This is a genomic window from Mesorhizobium qingshengii, from assembly GCF_900103325.1.
GTDB lineage: Bacteria > Pseudomonadota > Alphaproteobacteria > Rhizobiales > Rhizobiaceae > Mesorhizobium > Mesorhizobium qingshengii.
On the sequence record NZ_FMXM01000008.1, the window covers coordinates 160,986 to 178,397 of the forward strand.

The window sequence follows — 17,412 nt, forward strand, 5'->3', positions numbered from 1 at the left end:
TTTTATGCGTCAATATTGGACGCTTAAGAGGAGGCAAACTCCGTGCTTCGGCCGAAATCGAAACCACTGCGAAGATCGGTCAATATACCAATCAGTTCTCAGCTGATCGAAGATGCCAAAGCCTTGGGCATCGACATCTCGCGCGCCGCCGAGGCGGGCATCGCGAAAGCGATTGCTGCGGAAAAGACGCATCGATGGCAGGAAGAGAACAAGGACACCATTGCAGGCTGGAACGACTATGTCAGTCGAAATGGACTGCCCTTAGCCAAGTATCGGCTGTTTTAATGCCGCGCCGCAATCTCCGGCCAGCCCTCTGACGGCTTCTGAGAGGGCACCCAACCGCATCCACCAAAAGGCCTTCTCAGCCCGCCGTCTTCGCCTGCCAGGCCTTGATCGCTTCGTCGAACACCTTCTCGCCGGGAATGCCCTTTTCCATGGTCAGCAGCGCCCGCCGTCCGGTCTTGTAGACCACCGGCACGTCGATCCAGTCCTGGCCACGCAGCAAGGTCAGATTGGCATCCTCATCGGCCTTGGTGTCGTTGAGCGCGACGAGGAAGAAGCCGTCGGCGATCTTGGCCGGAATGCCGATCAGCGGACTGCCGGCATCCTGTTCGGAGCTTTTCATGGCGACGCGCAGGATGTTGTCGACGCCGCCGCCCTCGAAGCCGTCGGGCGTCAGGAAGATCATCTCGATGATATGGCTGGCCGGCAGGGTCTGGTCGGTGTTGCGCCGGATGGTCATGCGCAACTGGATGTCCTTGCCGGGAATGGTTGCCTCGGCGCGGATCGCTGGCTCGGGTGGCAGGTCGCCGCCGGGCGATTCCTGCACCAGCGACCACACGATATTGCCCGGCTCCGCCGACCCCTGGGCGGTGCTGGTGCGCTCTTCATAGAAGATCGCCTTCTGGCCGACCGGCAACGCGGCCTGCGCCGGCGCGGCCGCCGGCGCCGTTGGCGCGGCACCCGCCGGTGCTGGCGGGGCGGCGGCATCGGCCGGCGCCGCTGGTGCGGCTCCGTTGGCAGGCGGTGTCGCAGGCGCGGCGCCCGCCGCAGGCGGCGTCGTCGCAGCCGGTGCGGCAGCGGCTGGGGTGTCGGCGGCAGGTGCGGGAATCGCCGGCGCGTTCGTCGCCGATGGCGGCGTGGTCAACGCGGCAACCGATTCACCCTCGCCTATGCCGCTCTGTCCAGCGGCCGGGCCGGGGTCGACTTCACTGCCCTGCGGCGTCAGCCGTTGGGTGAACTTCGTGCCTTCGGCTTCGGTGCCGCCCGCCGCGGGCGCCGGAGCGGCGGCGTCGGTCGCTGGTTTGGCCGGCGCCGGTTTGACCGGTTCGGTCTTCGCGACCTTGGTACCGTCAAGCCCCAGCATCTTGCTGAAGGCATCCTTGTTGAGCCAGATGCCGTAGCCACCGCCGGCAACGACCAGCAAGACAGCGACGGCGGCGATCAGCCCGCCATAGCTGCGCTTCCGTTCGGCGGGGCGCAGGCGCTGGAAGGTGTCCGACACCGGCTCTTCGTTGCTGGCAAAGACATCGACCTCGTCGTCATCCGCCTCACCGTCCATCCCCGCATGGGTCGCGTCGGCGCGGGAAGGCACGGAAGGGGCCGGCGTCGGCTTTGGCCAGCTTGGCTCGGCCTTAGCTGCGGGCGGCGGCGCTGGCCGGTAAGGCTCTGGTTTGGGGGCGGGAGGCGCCGGCCACGCAGGCTCCGCCTTCACCGGCTGGCGCGCGTGGCTCGGCTGGTTCTTGTTGCGGTCGATGGAAGAAAAGATGTGTTCCAGCTCGGCGAGCGGATCCGTCTCCGGCACGCCCTTGGCATAGTCCCGCTCGACACTCGTGATAGCATCTTCCAGGGAGCGCTTCTGCTTGGCTATGACCTCGGCGGACAGCGGTGGCGAAAACTCCGCAAGTTTCTTGACGAGCGCGGAACGAGCGCCATCGTAGGTCCGCGTGCGCGTTTCGGGCGTCGGATCGCCGTACTTGTCGAGCGCCTTTTTCAGAACAGCAACGAAATCTGCCATGCTTCAGTCGACCTGTATTTTGTTTCCGCGCCAGCCCCCGCAAATCAGCCGCGATGCCCGGAAAGGCTTCAGAAACTAGTCTTGAAACGGATCGGTCACAAGTATCGTGTCGTCCCGTTCCGGGCTGGTGGACAGGAGCGCGACGGGTGCGCCGATCAGCTCCTCGATGTAACGGACATATTTGACGGCCTGGGCCGGCAGATCGTTCCAGCTGCGCGCGCCGGCGGTGGTGCCTTTCCAGCCCTCCAGCGTCTCGTAGACCGGCTCGACGCGCGCCTGCGCACCCTGGCTGGCCGGCAGATAGTCGATCATCTCGCCGTCGAGGCGGTAGCCGGTGCAGACCTTGATCTCGTCCAGCCCGTCGAGCACGTCGAGCTTGGTCAGCGCGATGCCCTTGATGCCGTTGACGGCGACGGCCTGGCGCACCAGCACCGCGTCGAACCAGCCGCAGCGGCGCTTGCGGCCGGTGACGACGCCGAATTCATGGCCGCGCGTGCCGAGGAACTCGCCGATCTCGTTTTTCTGCTCGGTCGGAAACGGACCTTCGCCGACGCGCGTCGTGTAGGCCTTGGTGATGCCGAGCACATAGCCGATGGCGCTCGGACCGACGCCGGAGCCGGCGGCCGCCTGGCCGGCGACTGTGTTGGATGAAGTGACAAAGGGATAGGTGCCGTGGTCGATGTCGAGCAGCGTGCCCTGCGCGCCTTCGAACAGGATGCGCTCGCCGGCCCGGCGCTTGTCGTCGAGAATCTTCCAGACGCGGTCCATATAGGGCAGGATCTCGGCCGCGACCGAGGTCAGCTCATGCATGATCGCGTCATGCGTAACTTCGGCATGGCCGAGCCCCCGGCGCAGCGCATTGTGGTGCGTCAGCAGCCTGTCGACCTTCAAGGGCAGTGTTTCCAAATCCGCCAGATCCATCACCCTGACCGCGCGCCGTCCCACCTTGTCCTCGTAGGCGGGACCGATGCCGCGGCGGGTCGTGCCAATCTTCGTTCCGGAATTGGAGGCGGCGTCCTCGCGGAATCCGTCCAGCTCCCGGTGCAGCGACAGGATAAGCGCTGTGTTTTCGGCTATTTTCAGGCGATCCGGCGTCACTTCGACACCTTGTGCCTTGAGCTTCGCCACTTCGGCGACGAAAGCGTGCGGGTCGAAGACGACGCCATTGCCGATGATGGACAGCTTGCCCTGGCGCACCACGCCCGACGGCAACAGCGACAGCTTGTAGACCTTGCCGTCGACGACCAGCGTGTGGCCGGCATTGTGACCGCCTTGAAAACGCACCACGACATCGGCACGCTCCGACAGCCAGTCGACGATCTTGCCCTTGCCTTCGTCGCCCCATTGCGAGCCGACGACCACCACATTGGCCATGTTTCTTTTCCCTTGAGACGCCGCGCGGCGGCTGGAAGACTGTTCAAAACGACAGGCCTCTATAACGTCAACACCTCGCGAGCGCGACCTTTCTTTGCCGCCGAAATTGCCCTGAGGCACAACAATTTTCGGCTTTGACATCATTTACTTGGGCGAACGGGGGCAATAGGTCGGCAAGACCGCAGATCATCTCCCGCGGCCGGAACCCCGCGATGCATCGAAGCGCCTACATATTCCTGCTGTTGACCACCTTGCTGTGGGGCGGCAATTCGGTGGCCGGCAAGCTGGCGGTCGACCACGTCTCGCCGATGACGCTCGTCTTCCTGCGCTGGGTGCTGGCCGTGCTGATCATGCTGCCGATCGGCTTTCAGACGATACGGAAGGACTGGCCGGTGGTGCGCAAGCACTGGTTCGTCCTGTCCGCGCTTGGCGCCAGCGGCTTCACCTTGTTCAACACCATTTTCTACACGGCGCTCAACTACACGACGGCGATCAACGTCTCGATCGAGCAGGCGGCGATGCCGATCCTGATCATCATCGCCAATTTCGTCTTCTTCCGTTTGCGCGTGAACTGGGCGCAGATCGCCGGCGTCGTGCTGACCATCGCCGGCGTGATCCTGACCGCCTGCCACGGCGATCCGCGCCGGCTGCTGACGCTGGAGCTCAACTTCGGCGACGCCATCATGCTGGTCGCCGTGCTTCTCTACAGCGGCTATTCGGTCGGGTTGCGGCTGAAGCCGGTGATGCACTGGCAGAGCCTGATGCTGGCCATGTCGGTCGCCGCGCTCATCACCTCGCTGCCCTTCTTCCTGTGGGAGATCGCCGCCGGCAAGGTCATCGTGCCCGACGCGCGCGGCTGGACAGTCATCGTCTATACCGCGATCGGCGCCTCGGTCATCTCGCAGATCTTCTACATCAGGGGCAACGAACTGATCGGCGCCAACCGCGCCGGCCTGTTCATCAATCTGGTGCCGATCTTCGGCACGCTGCTTTCCGTGCTGATCGTCGGCGAGACGTTTCAGCTCTATCAGGCATTGGCGCTGGTGCTCGTGCTGGGCGGTATCGGGCTTGCCGAATACAGCGGCCGGAAGATGGCCTACCTGGCATCGGCCAGAACACGCTGAACGCCAAAAAGGCGCGGACCACGCCGCGCCTTTCGATCCTTCATGGCAAGTCCGGTCACATCGCGTTGACGTCGAACTGCAGCCGCTTGGCCGAGTCGATCGACTTGTGCGCCTTCACCTGCTCCAGCACCTTCTCCGGGAACGGTGCGTCGAGATAGAGCAACGCGATGGCGTCGCCGCCCGGCCGGTTGCGGCCAAGCTGGAAGTTGGCGATGTTGACGCCGTTCTCACCGCAGACCGTGCCCAGCAGGCCGATGATGCCGGGGGCGTCAGCATTGGTGGTGTAGAGCATGTGCTGGCCAACCTCGGCGTCGAGATTGATGCCCTTGATCTGGATGAAGCGCGGCTTGCCATCGGAGAAGCAGGTGCCGGCGATCGAGCGCGTCATGTGCTCGGTCGTGACCGTCAGCTTGATGTAGCCGTCGAACACGCCCGATTTGTCGCGCTTGACCTCGGCGACGATGATGCCGCGCTCCTTCACCATGATCGGCGCCGAAACCATGTTGACGTCGGAGACCTGCGGCCGGATCAGTCCGGCAAGGGCGGCGCTGATCAGAGCGCGCGTGTTCATCGTCGCGGTCGACCCGTCGAACAGGATCTCCACCTCCTTGATCGGATCTTCGGTGACCTGGCCGACAAAGGCGCCGAGCACTTCGGCGAGCTTGACGAAGGGTTTGAGCCGCGGCGCTTCCTCGGCGGTGATCGACGGCATGTTGATGGCGTTGGAGACAGCGCCCTTGATCAGATAGTCGGCCATCTGCTCGGCGACCTGCAGCGCGACATTCTCTTGCGCCTCGGCGGTCGAGGCGCCGAGATGCGGTGTCGCCACCACATTTTCCATGCCGAACAATTCATTGTTCTCGGCCGGCTCGACCTCGAACACGTCGATGCCGGCGCCCGCCACCTTGCCGCTCTTCAGCGCCGCGACCAGGTCGGCCTCGACGATCAGCCCGCCACGGGCGCAGTTGATGATGCGCACGCCGTTCTTCATCTTGGCGATTGCCGCGGCATCGATGATGTTGCGCGTCTTGTCGGTCAACGGCGTGTGCAGCGTGATGAAGTCCGCGCGGGCAAAGAGCTCCTCCAATTCCACCTTGTCGACACCGAGCTCCTCGGCACGCTTGTCCGACAGGAACGGGTCGAAGGCGATGACGTGCATCTTCAGGCCGACGCCGCGCGTTGCGACGATCGAGCCGATGTTGCCGCAGCCGATGACGCCCAGCGTCTTGCCGGTGATCTCGACGCCCATGAAGCGGTTCTTCTCCCACTTGCCGGCATGGGTCGAGGCATTGGCTTCCGGGATCTGGCGGGCGAGCGCGAAGATCATCGCGACCGCATGTTCGGCGGTGGTGATCGAATTGCCGAAGGGCGTGTTCATGACGATGATACCCTTGCGGCTCGCCGCCGGGATATCGACATTGTCGACGCCGATGCCGGCGCGGCCGATGACCTTGAGCTTGGTGGCTGCGTTGATCAGCTTCTCGGTGACTTTCGTCGCCGAGCGGATGGCAAGGCCATCATACTGGCCGATCACTTCGAGCAGCTTTTCCTTGTCCTTGCCGAGATCGGGCAGGTAGTCGACCTCGACGCCGCGATCCTTGAAGATCTGCACGGCGGTAGGAGAGAGTTTATCCGAGACGAGAACGCGGGGCGCCATGGCGGCCTCCTTCAAAATGGGATTTTGTCCGTTAGGGGGATCGGCGGCCCGAAGGCCGCCGCGAATGATCTCAGGCCGCTGCTTTCAGCGATGCCTTCTGCGCGGCAAAGGCCCAGTCGAGCCAGGGCAGCAGTGCTTCGAGATCCGACGTTTCGACCGTCGCGCCACACCAGATGCGCAGGCCTGGCGGCGCATCGCGATAGGCGCCGATGTCGTAGGCGACACCTTCCTTGTCGAGCACCGACACCAGCCCCTTGGCGAAAGCCGCCTGTCCGTCGGCGTCGAGCGCCGCCACATCCGGATCGGTGAAGGACAGGCAGACGGAGGTGTTCGACCGCGTCGCCGGCTCGACGGCGAGATGACCAAGCCATGAGGACTTGCCGACAAAGCCATCGAGGACGGCCGCATTGGCATCCGCTCTGGCGACCAGCGCGTCGAGGCCGCCGATCGACTTCGCCCAGTGCAGCGCGTCGATATAATCCTCGACGCACAGCATCGACGGCGTGTTGATGGTTTCGCCCTTGAAGATGCCTTCGATCAGTTTGCCACCCGAAGTCAGGCGGAAGATCTTCGGCAGCGGCCAGGCCGGCTTGTAGCTCTCCAGCCGCTCGACGGCGCGCGGCGACAGGATCAGCATGCCGTGCGCGCCCTCGCCGCCCAGCACTTTCTGCCAGGAGAAGGTCACGACGTCGAGTTTGCTGAAATCAAGTCTTTGCGCGAACGCCGCCGAGGTGGCGTCACAGATCGTCAGACCCTTGCGGTCCGCCGGGATGAAATCGCCGTTCGGCACGCGCACGCCTGAGGTGGTGCCGTTCCAGGTGAAGACCACGTCACGGTCGAAATCGATTTTCGCAAGGTCCGGCAATCGGCCGTAGTCGGCTTCGATCTTGCGGACATCGGCGAGTTTCAGCTGCTTGACCACATCGGTGACCCAGCCGGAGCCAAAGCTCTCCCAGGCGACCATGTCGACACCGCGTTCGCCCAGCAGCGACCACAGCGCCATCTCGACCGCGCCGGTGTCCGATGCCGGAACGATGCCGATGCGGTAGTCCGCCGGGACCTGGAGAATCTCCCGCGTCAGCGTGATCGCCTGCTCGAGCTTGGTCTTGCCGATCTTGGCGCGATGGGAACGGCCGAGCGCGGCGGCCTTCAGCGTCTCGACCGACCAGCCGGGGCGCTTTGCGCAGGGACCTGAGGAAAAATTGGGATTTGCCGGACGGAGTCCGGGCTTCGTATGCGACGTCATCGTGGTCTATCCTTCCAGATAGTGGCCCCTCGTTGGGGAGGGGTGGCCCACGGACGGCGATATGCGTTCAGGCCTCGGGCGTCAAGAGGAAAGTTTTTGTCGTTGGCAGGATACCGGCGTTCCGTGATCAGGATGTCGCCTTCAAACGCAAACGGCGGACCGAGAGATCCGCCGCCAAAGTTCTTGGTTGGGGCCAGCCTACCAGAGATCGTAGCGCAGTCCCAGCTTGACCTGATGATTGCTGATCCCCTTCTTGACCGGGAAGGAGGTCAGGCTTTCGGCCGTCACATACTCCGCGCTCGGAGCGGAAAAATACTGATAGCCCAGGTCGACCGAGACATTCTTGGACACTTGATAGGCAAGACCTGCATTGAGCGTATATGCCAGCGAATACTGAGACTTGTTATCCTGCACGGCGAAACTGTTGGCGGAGTCATTGAGGTCGGTGTAGCTCGCTGACAGTTTGCGCGTGCTGCGGACGATACCGATGCCGGCGCCGAGATAAGGCGTGATGCCGACATATGTGCCAAGATCGACATAGCCGTTGAGTATGCCTGCGATCGCGTAATTCTTGAGATTTCCCGATGCCACGATCGACGGCGTCGCGGTTGCCGTATCATCATAGCTGAAGTTAACTTTGTTGCCAGGAAAGTAGCCGAGGTTAAGGTCGGCGCGGAGATAGTCATTGAAATGATATCCGAAGCCGACGCTCGCAAAATATGCGTCTTCGCTCTCGCTAAAGTTTTCGTTGTTGATCGCCGACGGGAAGGTAAAATCCCCATTCTTGAAGCTCTTCTGCACCAGATAGGAGACATCGCCGCGCAGATACCATCCGGAGCCTACCTCGACCGGCACATAGTCTGGCGCCTGGTCGACATAGATCGGCGGATCATAGTCGGCAGCGAGCGCGGGCGTCAGCGGCATGAGGCCGAGTGCGGCAAGCGCCATACGCGATGTGAATTTCATGGTCCCCGACTCCCGAATTTGGCGCAGCCCGCAATCAGGACAGCAGCCATCGTTTCAAGAGCCATTGTTAACCATAGTGGTTAAGTCCCGGTTAAGGCTAACAGAGCGTTAGCGAATTGATTTCGGCCAGGATTTCATTCGAGACAACGCAAACGAAAACCGCCCGGCAGATGCCGGGCGGTCGACGAATTCCTGGATATTCGAAGCGACTACTTGGTGTAGACCGGCTCCGGCTCGGGCACATAGGGTTCCGGCGGCGGAGCGCAGTCCGACCTGCCGAACTGGTAGCGCAGGCCACCGCGCACTTCGTGCACGTTGATGCCGTTGTCATAGCCGGGTCCGACATTGCTGGCTGAGTCGTAGTCGAACATCTTGCCGCCGTTGATGTGGCTATAGCGGTAGCCGACATCGAGCTTGACGCGGTCGGTCAGACAGTAGGACGCGCCGGCCATCAGCGCGTAGGCAAAACGCCAGCCCTTGCCGCCGTTATGGAAGAAGTCACCATCGCTATCGCTGTTGTGCAACGTATCCCATTTCATCCAGGCGCCGCCGATGCCGGCGCCGACATAAGGCGTCACCCCATGCCAGGTGCCAATGTCGACATAGGCGTTGGCAAGCAACAGCAAGGCCGAATACGACGACGTGTCGGTCGAAGTACAGGGGGTCTGTGCCACTCCGCAGAAACCGTTGGTCGAGCCACGGAAATTCGAACTGCTCAGCCAGTCGGCTGTGAGGTCGGTGCGGAAGTGCTGGTTGATCTGGTAACCGACACCGGCGCCGGCCGAGAAGGCACTTTTCAGTGTGCCCGTCGCGAAGGTGCCGGTACTCGGCGTCGTTCCGTAAGTGATGTAGTCGGCGCCTCCGAACTTCGACCAGTGATAGTCGACGTCGCCGCGAATGTACCAGCCACCATACTCCTGAGCCGGCTGCTCGTAGACCGCCTGCGGCGGAGCCTCTTCGACCACCGGCGGCTCCGCTAGATCGGCTGCGAACACCGGTCCTGCCACGCCCGCGAACAGCGCGGCGAACAAGGCCCTTCTTGCTGTATTGAACATGCTTGTCACCCCTGAGAAGTTCGGAACGGCGATCGTGTCCGAAATGCAATTTGGCTTTCTGTCGTGGATAATGAATTGCAAAGGTTAAAAGGCGTTTAACCCTGTTGCTTAACCACGAATCTCGAAAATTCGAGGAATCAAGTCTTGATTTTCGAGGCGCGGGAGTGACCGGCGGCCAATAAAAAGCCCGCCGGATGGCGGGCTTGAAACAGGTGAAGGTGCCGGGGCGCGATGGGGATCAGGCGGCGCTACGTGTTTCCGAAATGATGTCGACGATTTCGTTAACGACGGCCTCGACGAGTTGTGGGTCGTCGCCCTCGGCCATGACGCGGATCAGCGGCTCGGTGCCGGATGGCCGGATGACCAGGCGCCCGGCCTTGCCGAGGCGGTGACGGGCATCTTCAATGGCTGCCTTGACCGGCGCTTCCTCGAGCGGCTTGCCGCCGGAAATACGGACGTTCTTCAGCAGTTGCGGCACCGGCTCGAATTTCTTCGACAGCTCGCTGACCGGCCGCCCCTGCCGCTTGATACAGGCCAGCACCTGCAGCGCCGAAACGAGGCCGTCGCCGGTGGTCGAGAAATCCGACAGCACGATATGGCCCGACTGCTCACCGCCAACGTTCAGCCCGTGCGCGCGCATATGCTCCACGACATAGCGGTCACCGACCTTGGTGCGGTGCAATTGCAGGTTCATGTCGCCAAGGAAACGTTCGAGGCCGAGGTTGGACATGACGGTCGAGACGACGCCGCCACCGGCAAGCCGCCCGCTCTGCTGCCAGGATTCGGCGATCAGCGCCATGATCTGGTCGCCATCGACGATCGCGCCGTTCTCGTCGACAATGACGACACGGTCGGCATCGCCATCGAGCGCTATGCCGATATCGGCGCGCACCTCGTGCACTTTCTTCTGCAGGCCGGCGGGGTGGGTCGAGCCGCACTCCTTATTGATGTTGAAGCCGTTGGGTTCGACATTGATGGCGACCACTTCGGCGCCGAGTTCCCACAGCGCCTCGGGCGCCACCTTGTAGGCCGCGCCATTGGCGCAATCGACAACGATCCTGAGGCCCGAAAGCGACATCGAGCGCGGCAAGGTGCGCTTGGCGAATTCGATATAGCGGTCATGGACGCCGTCGACGCGCTTGGCGCGGCCAAGCCCGTCGGAATCGGCGAGTGACAGTTCGATATCCTTGTCGAGCATGCCCTCGATGCGCTCCTCGATCTCGTCGGAGAGCTTGTAGCCGTCGGGGCCGAACAGCTTGATGCCGTTGTCGTAGTAGGGATTGTGCGAGGCCGAGATCATGACGCCGATGTCGGCGCGCAGCGAACGCACCAGCATGGCGACCGCCGGCGTCGGGATCGGGCCGAGCAGGAACACGTCCATGCCCGCGGCGCACAGGCCCGACACCATCGCGTTCTCGATCATGTAGCCTGAAAGCCTGGTATCCTTGCCCAGCACGACGCGGTGACGATGGTTGCCGCGTTGGAACGAAAGGCCGGCGGCCATGCCGACCCGCATGGCGATCTCCGCCGTCATTGGAAACTTGTTGGCACGCCCGCGAATACCGTCCGTGCCGAAGTAATTTCCTGCCATGCTAACCAGTTTCCTCGACAGTTCTTCCCCGGCACGTCATGCCACAATTGGCCAGGGCGTTATGATCACATTGTGTGATTATATGTTACCAATCCTTAGAAAATCATTGTTGTGCACTGCGCACAATATGGCCTCACGCCAACATGCTGGACTGCGGCAGTTCAGTATACCAGTTATGCGAGCCCTTCAGCACAGATGCACCTGGAAAATCTTGCTCGGAAGCCGGCAACGTCCAACAATTTCATCACCTTATAGAGAGGAGCCGACTTTCGGCGATATATACGCAACTTAGCATCTGGCGCAACCGGCCGTTGAGCGTTATTGATTTGCCGGGACGTATCATGGGCTGCTGCAACGGAGAAACGCTATGCTCATCCACCGACTTGCCACTCTGACCGGCCTCGCCGTCGTAACGTTGTTCCTGGCTGCGCCAGCCAACGCGCTGACGATGGCCGAGTGCAGCACGAAGTACAACGCCGCCAAGGACGCGGGGACACTCGCCGGGCAGACCTGGAACCAGTTCCGCAAGGCTCAGTGCGGCACCGACGCCGCGGCCACCACCGATACCAAGGCAGCAGACACCAAGAAGGCAACAGACACCAAGAAGGCAGCTGAAACGAAGCCGGCCAAGACGACCAAGGCGGCCACCGCCGCGGCGGCCGACAGCACGGCCAAGGGCCTGACGGCGAAGGAATGCAGCGCCAAGTACCAGGCGGCAAAGGCCGCCGGTACGCTGAACGGCATGAAGTGGAACGACTTCCGCAAGGCCGAATGCGCCGCCGGCGCATCCGCCGCCGCTGACACCAAGCCGGCAACCACCAAGGCCGCGGCTGCTCCTGCCGACAATGGCGGCAAGGGTCTGACCATGGCTGAATGCAGCACCAAGTACCAGGCGGCCAAGACGGCGAATACGCTGAAGGGCATGAAGTGGAACGACTTCCGCAAGACGGAATGCGGCGCCAGCGCATCCGATGACGATACCGTGCCTGCGCCCAGCGAGGCGAATTACACCAAGGAGCCGGCAAAGCCGACGACGGTTGCGCCCAAGGGCGTCACGTTCCCGTCCGCGATCTCCCCGAAATATGCCAGCGAGACCCCCGGAAAGGGCCGCATGCATACTTGCCTCGACCAGTACTATGCCCTCAAGGACGCAAACGCGCTTGGCGGCCTGAAGTGGATCCAGAAGGGCGGCGGCTTCTACAGCCTGTGCAATGCCAAGCTGAAGGGCTGAGCGACAACGACATCTGAACAACGCAAAGCCCGCGAACCGCAAGGTTCGCGGGCTTTTTCTTGTCAACTGCCGAGCGAGCCATTCCGCCCTCGGTGGCGCCGCCCCTGCCTGCCGGCATCCTCTCCCCGTAGACGGGGAGAGGGGCGCTGTCATCGATGGTTTCGCCAATCGCAAGCGGTGCAAGAAGGGCACCAAGGTTGCGACCAGCCCCTTCTCCCCGTCACTATACGGGGGGTTGAGGAGCGGTCCGCGAAGCGGACGAAAAGCCAATTGCTTGGCTTTTCGAGTGACGAACGCCCGGCGGGGCAATGAGGGCGGCGGCGGCGTCAACAATTGACAGGCATTGAAGCAGGATAGACCGTCAGCAAAAGCCTTCATGAAAAAAAAACGCCGCGGACAAAAGCCGCGGCGTTTCCTGCGAATCAGCCTCTTGGCCCAACTCAGCTCGATGGCTGCGGTTCCATGCCGCCTTCGGGCTCGGGCCCCTTCTTGCGGCGGCCGCCGGACTTCGGCACGGCCGAGCCACGGCTGGGCGGCGTATCGTCGCCGAGGTCGCGGGAAGGCTTGTGGCCGGCGATCAGCTGTTTGATCTCTTCGCCGGAGAGCGTCTCGTATTCGAGCAGCCCTTCCGCCAGCGCGATCCATTCCTTCTTCTTCTTCGTCAGGATGGACTTCGCCGTCGAATAGGCCTCGTCGATCAGGCGGCGCACCTCGGCATCGATGATCTGCGCCGTCTCTTCCGAGACATTCTGCGTACGCGCCACCGAATGGCCGAGGAATACCTCTTCCTGGTTGTCGCCATAGGCGACATGGCCGAGCTTGTCAGAGAAGCCCCAGCGCGTGACCATGGCGCGCGCCAGCTTGGTCGCCTGCTCGATGTCCGAGGAGGCGCCGGAGGTGATGTTCTCCTTGCCGAACTTGAACTCCTCGGCGACGCGGCCACCCATCATGATGGCGAGGCGCGAGATCATGTATTTGTAGCTCATCGAATAGCGGTCGCCTTCCGGCAACTGCATGACCATGCCGAGCGCCCGGCCACGCGGGATGATGGTGGCCTTGTGCAGCGGATCGGCCGACGGCACGTTGAGCGCGAGGATGGCATGACCGGCTTCGTGGTAGGCGGTCAACGCCTTCTCGGCCTGGGTCATGGCCGACGAGCGGCGCTCGGCGCCCATCATGATCTTGTCCTTGGCGTCCTCGAACTCCGCCATGGTCACGAGGCGCTTGTTGCGCCGGGCGGCCATCAGCGCCGATTCGTTGACGAGGTTCATCAGGTCCGCGCCGGAGAACCCGGGCGTGCCACGGGCGACAACCTTGAGGTCGACATTGGGCGCCAGCGGCACGTTGCGCACATGCACCTTGAGGATCTTCTCGCGGCCGACGATGTCGGGGTTCGGCACCACCACCTGGCGGTCGAAGCGGCCCGGACGCAGCAGCGCCGGGTCGAGCACGTCGGGCCGATTGGTGGCGGCGATCAGGATGATGCTCTCGTTGGATTCGAAGCCGTCCATCTCGACCAGCAACTGGTTCAGCGTCTGCTCGCGTTCATCATTGCCGCCGCCGAGGCCGGCGCCGCGATGGCGGCCGACCGCGTCGATTTCGTCGATAAAGATGATGCAGGGCGCATTCTTCTTGGCTTGATCGAACATGTCACGGACGCGGCTGGCGCCGACGCCGACGAACATCTCGACGAAGTCCGAACCGGAAATGGTGAAGAACGGCACATTGGCTTCGCCGGCAACCGAGCGGGCGAGCAGCGTCTTGCCGGTTCCCGGCGGGCCGACGAGCAGCACGCCACGCGGAATCTTGCCACCGAGCCGCTGGAACTTCTGCGGATCGCGCAGGAACTCGACGATCTCCTCGAGGTCTTCCTTGGCTTCATCGACGCCGGCAACGTCCTGGAAGGTGACGCGGCCATGCGCCTCGGTCAAAAGCTTGGCTTTCGACTTGCCGAAGCCCATGGCGCGTCCCGAGCCGGATTGCATCTGGCGCATGAAGAATATCCAGACGCCAAGGATGAGGATCATCGGCAGCCATGAGATGAGATAGCCGAACAGCGAATTGGAACCGTCGGTCTCAGGCCGCGCATTGATGGTGACGTTCTTGTCCTGCAGCCGCGAGACCAGCGACGGATCGCCCGGCGAATAGGTCTGGAAGCCGCTGGCATTGTCCGAGTAGGTGCCGGTGATGCGGGCGCCCGCAATGGTCACCGTCTTGACACGGCCCGCCGCGACATCCTGCAGGAACTGCGAATAAGGCACATCGCTCGAAGCCCCACGCGTCTGCGGCGTCTGGAACAGATTGAACAGGGCAATGAGCAGGACCGCTATGATCGCCCAGAGCGCGAGGTTGCGATAATTCGGATTCATCAATTGTCCCGTTGGCGTCCGCAGGGCGGACACGCGTCATGAGAGGAAACTTGGGCCTAACATAGGGAGAGCGCCTCCCCTTGCCAAGCAGAACAGCACGTCTGGGTTAAGCTTTCGCCCATCATCAACCGGCACTGTGGCCGCTGAAAGGCAGGGCGGGAAGCGGCGCCGCGCCGATCAGCCCGGCAACAGCCCGCGCCGGCGCCAAATCGAAGGACGGCAGGAACCGTGCAAAAGGCGCCACGATTGGTCGGGCCTCAACCACCGTGAGCGCCCGGCCATCCCCCGGCGAACCAGGGCATTCACCGGGTCGCCACAAGGCCGGCTCGGCGGCGAACGCGGCGCGCATCAGGCTTGGCGGGGTTTCGCCTTCGCCAACGGCCAGCCGCTTGGCTGCTGCCGCCCCGAACGGGGCGATCAACAATGCGCCGCTGCCGTCGTTCAACGTAATGCAGCGGCGGCCATCCCAGACGACGCTGCCGGTAGCTGCGGCGGCGGCCGGCAAGCCACGCGCCTCGCGGCGCAGGAAGAGGCCGGCGCGCCGGTAATCGACAACCGTCCGCGACAATGTGGCGCAAAGAAATCCGGCCTTCAGCCGGTCGAACAGCGCCTCGCCGCGGGCCTGATCCGGCAGGAAGGCAGCCCCGCCGGTCGTCGCCAGCAGAAGGCGCAACGCATAGACGGCAGCCCGGTCCTTGCCGGCCTTCAGCAGGCCCGGGTCAAGGCGGATGAGCCCAGCCGCCGGCTGGGTTGCGAGATCACGAATCAAGTCCGCGGCGTCGAGACCAAGCTGGGTGCGCGCGCTGCCTTCACGGGCGGCCAGCGCCAGGGCAGCGTCGACGCGTTGCGCACCGTTCCCATCCTTGAGCGCCGCCCGCATGCGCGGCCGCTCGAAAGCCTCGTTGGCATTGGTCGGGTCGTCGGCCCAGCCGACGCGTCGATGCCGCAGGACATCGCGCAGTGCCTCGCGCCGAACCCCGAGAAGCGGCCGCACGATCCAGGTGCGCCAGTCATACAGGGTGGCCGGCGCCATGCCGGCAAGCCCCCGGCCAGCCGTGTCGGCATGGCCTCGGCCCTCGTCAAGGGCCAGTCCTTCCTCGCGTGCTTGCCGCATCAGCACCGTTTCCGCCTGGTCGTCGGCGGTATGGCCGGTCAGGATCAGGCCGATGCCTTCCGCCTGCGCGGCCTCGGCCAGCAGCCGGTAGCGCGCTTCCCGCGCCGCGGCGGGCAGACCGGCCGACGGCTTGCGTCCCGACCATGTCAGGATGCGATGCGGAATTGCATATGTGGTGCACAGCCTCGACACCGCCTGCGCTTCCGCCGCCGAACCAGGTCGCAGATCGTGATCGATCGTCACCGCCAGCAGCTTCGTTGCCGGCGCGACACGATCGAGATGTTGTTTGAGAAGGAGGAGCAGGGCGGTCGAGTCGCTGCCGCCGGACACGGCCGCAACGGCGCCGCTGGTAAAATCGATATGCGAAAAAAGGTTGGTCGAAAGATCAGGCTCGATGTCGAGCATCAGCAGGCAGCCAGAGCCTTCTCCTGCTTGACGCGTTCCTTGAGCGCACCGGAAATATCGGGATAGCGTTTGCCGATCTCGCTGAAGGTGGCGCAGGCCACGTCATGCTGCTTGAGGCCGACCAGTGACACGCCGAGCTTCAGCAACATGTCGGGAGCCTTCTTGGCCTTCGGGTAGTCCTTGCTGGCGGCGAGGAAGGTCTCGGCAGCGTCGCGGTACTTCTGCTGGCCAAGCAGCGATTCGCCCAGCCAGTAATGCGCATCAGCCGCCTTCGCATCCCGGGGGAAGCGGGCGATATGGTCGCGAAAGCCCTGCTCGGCGGTGCTGTAATCGCCAGACAGGATGAACTGATAGGAGTTGCGGTAGAGTTCTTCGGGATCGTTGGTGGAGGGCAGTGCCGCGACCACCGTGCCGTCGGACTTACCGGCCTTGGCCGGGGCGCTGGTGGCCGGGGCGGCGTCTTGCGCCGGCGCCGCCGCCTGGGTGTTGCCGCCGGCATCGATCACATTGCCATTCTTGTCGACGGTGATGCTGCCGAAGGTCTTTTCCGGCGCTCCCGTGCCGGGAATAACCTTGCCGGGGTCACCATCGGGTGATTCGACGATGACGTCCTCGACCGTCTTGCCCCCTGTGGACTGATTATTGCCGGGCGCGGTGCCGGCATCGGCCGGCGCCTGGATTGCCGGAGCCGCCGCCACGTCGGTGTTGGTATCGGTGGCGGCGTCCGATTTCTTCTGAGCCGGAGGCTGTCCGCCCTGCGCGCCACCTTGTGAGCCGCCTTCAAGCTGCTGGAAGCGGAACTCATTGTCTTCCTGCTGCTTGCGGATCTGCTCCTGCATTTGCAGGACCTGGAAATTGAGTTCCTCGATCTTGCCGTTCATCTGGCGCAGTTGCTCTTCGAGCGCGGTCACACCGGTGCCGCTCTGCTGAGCCAGCTGCACCTGATCCGGCTGCTTCTTTTCGCCAAAAATGCCGGGCAACTCGATCGTCGGCAGGTGAAAGGAAAAGCCGCTGTCGGTTGATTGCCCTGTGCCGCTTGCCAGTGCGGTGACGCCTGATAGGAGCAGCAGCGCAAGCGTGCCGCTCAGAACCGATCTCAAATGCATGTGCCTCTCGCCGTGAATCGTTAGCTTGTTCGCGCTTCCAATCAAAGTGGGACCGGCCAAGCGCCCTCGGCTCATAGCAGGACCCGAGACTTCGGCCAAATTTTGTTTCGGGCGGCCAGATACGAAAAAGGCGGCCCAAAGGCCGCCTTTCGCATGG

13 protein-coding genes are annotated in these 17,412 nt (G+C 63.3%); 3 read left to right on the plus strand and 10 right to left on the minus strand.

The genetic code is table 11. From position 1 onward, the window contains the following. The first annotated feature begins 42 nt into the window (after positions 1-42). On the plus strand, positions 43-285 hold the full coding sequence (locus BLS48_RS15040; protein ID WP_091578754.1) for a type II toxin-antitoxin system CcdA family antitoxin: 243 nt from the start codon (positions 43-45) through the stop codon (positions 283-285). Between the two features lie 76 nt (positions 286-361). Here the strand turns inward: BLS48_RS15040 and BLS48_RS15045 are convergent, their stop codons facing one another. Beyond that, positions 362-2,017 (minus strand): hypothetical protein, encoded by a 1,656-nt coding sequence (locus BLS48_RS15045; RefSeq protein ID WP_091578756.1) that lies wholly within the window; start codon positions 2,015-2,017, stop codon positions 362-364. A 75-nt stretch (positions 2,018-2,092) separates the two neighbouring features. After that, the gene (locus BLS48_RS15050; RefSeq protein ID WP_091578758.1) at positions 2,093-3,391 is read right to left on the minus strand and encodes an adenylosuccinate synthase; all 1,299 of its coding nucleotides are present in this window, start codon (positions 3,389-3,391) and stop codon (positions 2,093-2,095) included. Positions 3,392-3,603: 212 nt separating this feature from the next. On the opposite strand from BLS48_RS15050, the gene BLS48_RS15055 reads away from it, so the two are divergent. Beyond that, positions 3,604-4,515: a DMT family transporter gene (locus BLS48_RS15055; RefSeq protein WP_091578760.1), complete on the plus strand. Its 912-nt coding sequence runs from the start codon at positions 3,604-3,606 to the stop codon at positions 4,513-4,515. Between the two features lie 55 nt (positions 4,516-4,570). Here BLS48_RS15055 and serA read toward each other — a convergent pair whose 3' ends face one another. The 5 genes from serA to glmM all read right to left on the minus strand — a co-directional run bounded on the left by serA (position 4,571) and on the right by glmM (position 11,030). After that, positions 4,571-6,172 (minus strand): phosphoglycerate dehydrogenase, encoded by a 1,602-nt coding sequence (gene serA, locus BLS48_RS15060; RefSeq protein ID WP_091578941.1) that lies wholly within the window; start codon positions 6,170-6,172, stop codon positions 4,571-4,573. A gap of 70 nt (positions 6,173-6,242) precedes the next feature. Next, entirely contained in the window at positions 6,243-7,418 is a 1,176-nt protein-coding gene (locus BLS48_RS15065; RefSeq protein ID WP_091578762.1) for a phosphoserine transaminase, read from the minus strand. Positions 7,419-7,616: 198 nt separating this feature from the next. Continuing rightward, positions 7,617-8,384 carry an outer membrane protein gene (locus BLS48_RS15070; protein WP_091578764.1) on the minus strand — a complete coding sequence of 256 codons (768 nt, stop codon included), beginning with the start codon at positions 8,382-8,384 and terminating at the stop codon, positions 7,617-7,619. A 209-nt stretch (positions 8,385-8,593) separates the two neighbouring features. After that, on the minus strand, positions 8,594-9,439 hold the full coding sequence (locus BLS48_RS15075) for an outer membrane protein (RefSeq protein ID WP_091578766.1): 846 nt from the start codon (positions 9,437-9,439) through the stop codon (positions 8,594-8,596). Between the two features lie 238 nt (positions 9,440-9,677). Continuing rightward, a complete protein-coding gene (glmM, locus tag BLS48_RS15080; protein WP_091578768.1) occupies positions 9,678-11,030 on the minus strand; it encodes a phosphoglucosamine mutase in 1,353 nt (450 codons plus the stop codon). A 367-nt stretch (positions 11,031-11,397) separates the two neighbouring features. Here glmM and BLS48_RS15085 point away from each other — a divergent pair, with 367 nt between their 5' ends. Beyond that, on the plus strand, positions 11,398-12,261 hold the full coding sequence (locus BLS48_RS15085; RefSeq protein WP_091578769.1) for a hypothetical protein: 864 nt from the start codon (positions 11,398-11,400) through the stop codon (positions 12,259-12,261). A 440-nt stretch (positions 12,262-12,701) separates the two neighbouring features. On the opposite strand, the gene ftsH is transcribed toward BLS48_RS15085, so the two are convergent. The 3 genes from ftsH to ybgF form a co-directional block, all read right to left on the minus strand. Next, a complete protein-coding gene (gene ftsH / locus BLS48_RS15090; RefSeq protein ID WP_091578771.1) occupies positions 12,702-14,630 on the minus strand; it encodes an ATP-dependent zinc metalloprotease FtsH in 1,929 nt (642 codons plus the stop codon). Positions 14,631-14,754: 124 nt separating this feature from the next. Beyond that, positions 14,755-16,149, minus strand: coding sequence for a tRNA lysidine(34) synthetase TilS (gene tilS / locus BLS48_RS15095; protein WP_091578772.1), 1,395 nt, complete (start codon positions 16,147-16,149; stop codon positions 14,755-14,757). Then, the gene (gene ybgF, locus BLS48_RS15100; RefSeq protein ID WP_091578774.1) at positions 16,149-17,255 is read right to left on the minus strand and encodes a tol-pal system protein YbgF; all 1,107 of its coding nucleotides are present in this window, start codon (positions 17,253-17,255) and stop codon (positions 16,149-16,151) included. The genes tilS and ybgF overlap by 1 nt, the downstream gene beginning before the upstream one ends. Positions 17,256-17,412 lie beyond the last annotated feature (157 nt).